This is a genomic window from Rhodococcus sp. P4_B6, assembly GCF_056402215.1.
In genome coordinates, this window is record NZ_JBFUHV010000441.1 from 1 (window position 1) to 1,303 (window position 1,303).

1 pseudogene is annotated in these 1,303 nt (G+C 66.9%); it reads right to left on the reverse strand.

Annotation, left to right across the window (positions count from 1 at the left end):
• Positions 1 to 1,303 (reverse strand): annotated as a pseudogene (locus AC1DWT_RS51400) (amino acid adenylation domain-containing protein); the annotation flags it as partial.

Here is a 1,303-nt window from a genome sequence, read left to right on the forward strand (position 1 = left end):
TCGATTTCGCCGAGTTCGACGCGGAAACCACGAATCTTCACCTGAAAACCTGAAAATCCGAGCGACCCACATACTCGAGCACCGGCCCACCCGGACCCTCCCGCCACCGCACCACATCCCCCGTCCGATACATCCGCTGCCCCGGACCACCGAACGGATCCGCAACAAACCGCGCCGCCGTCAACCCCAACCGATTCCGATACCCCCGCGCCAACGCCGGACCCGACAAATACAACTCCCCCGCCGCCCCGAACGGCACCGGCCGCAACCGCGCATCCAACACCACTTCACCGAACCCACCAACCGGACCACCAATCGTCACCGACTCCCCCATCACCAACGGCTCGCTCGCATTCGACATGATCGTGGCCTCCGTCGGCCCGTACGCATTGAACATCTCCCGACCCGGCGCCCACCTCGATACAAGTTCCGGCGGGCACGCCTCACCGGCAACCACCAACGTACCCAACACATCCAGACCGGACGGATCCAACGACGACAACGCCGTCGGCGTCAACACCGCATGCGTCACCCCCTCACAATCCAGGATCCGCGCCAACTCCTCCCCGCCATACACCGTCGGCGGCACCACCACCAACCGGCCACCCATCCCCACCGCCCACACCAACTCGAACACCGACGCATCGAAACTCGGCGACGCACACTGCAACACCCGCGCACCGGTGACCGATCCAAAACCCGAACGCTGCGACGCCACCACATTCGCCAACCCCCGATGCGTCACCACCACCCCCTTCGGCAGACCCGTCGACCCCGACGTATAGATCACATACGCCGCCTGACCCACCCGCACCGGAGCACCCCGATCCGCATCCGACACCGCCCCCGCCGACACCGACGACAACCGCTCCACCGTCTCGGCATCATCGAGCACCACCCACCGCACCGCACCCGGCAACCGATCCACCGAAGCCGACACCGTCACCCCCACAACCACACCCGAATCAGCAACCATGTGCTCGATCCGACCCACCGGATACTGCGGATCCACCGGCAAAAACGCCGCACCCGTCTTCGCCACCGCCCACACCGACACCACCGACTCCACCGACCGCGCCACCGCCACCGCCACCACCGACTCGGCACCCACCCCCACCCCGAGCAAAACCCGCGCCAACCGATTCGACGCCGCATCCACCTCCCGATACGTCAACCGCCGCCCCCCACACACCACCGCCACCGCATCCGGATCCACCCCCACCGCCGCCGCCAACAACCCCGGCAACGACACCTCCGGGGCCGACCCCCCACCCACCACCGGCGTCAACCGATCCAACTCGTG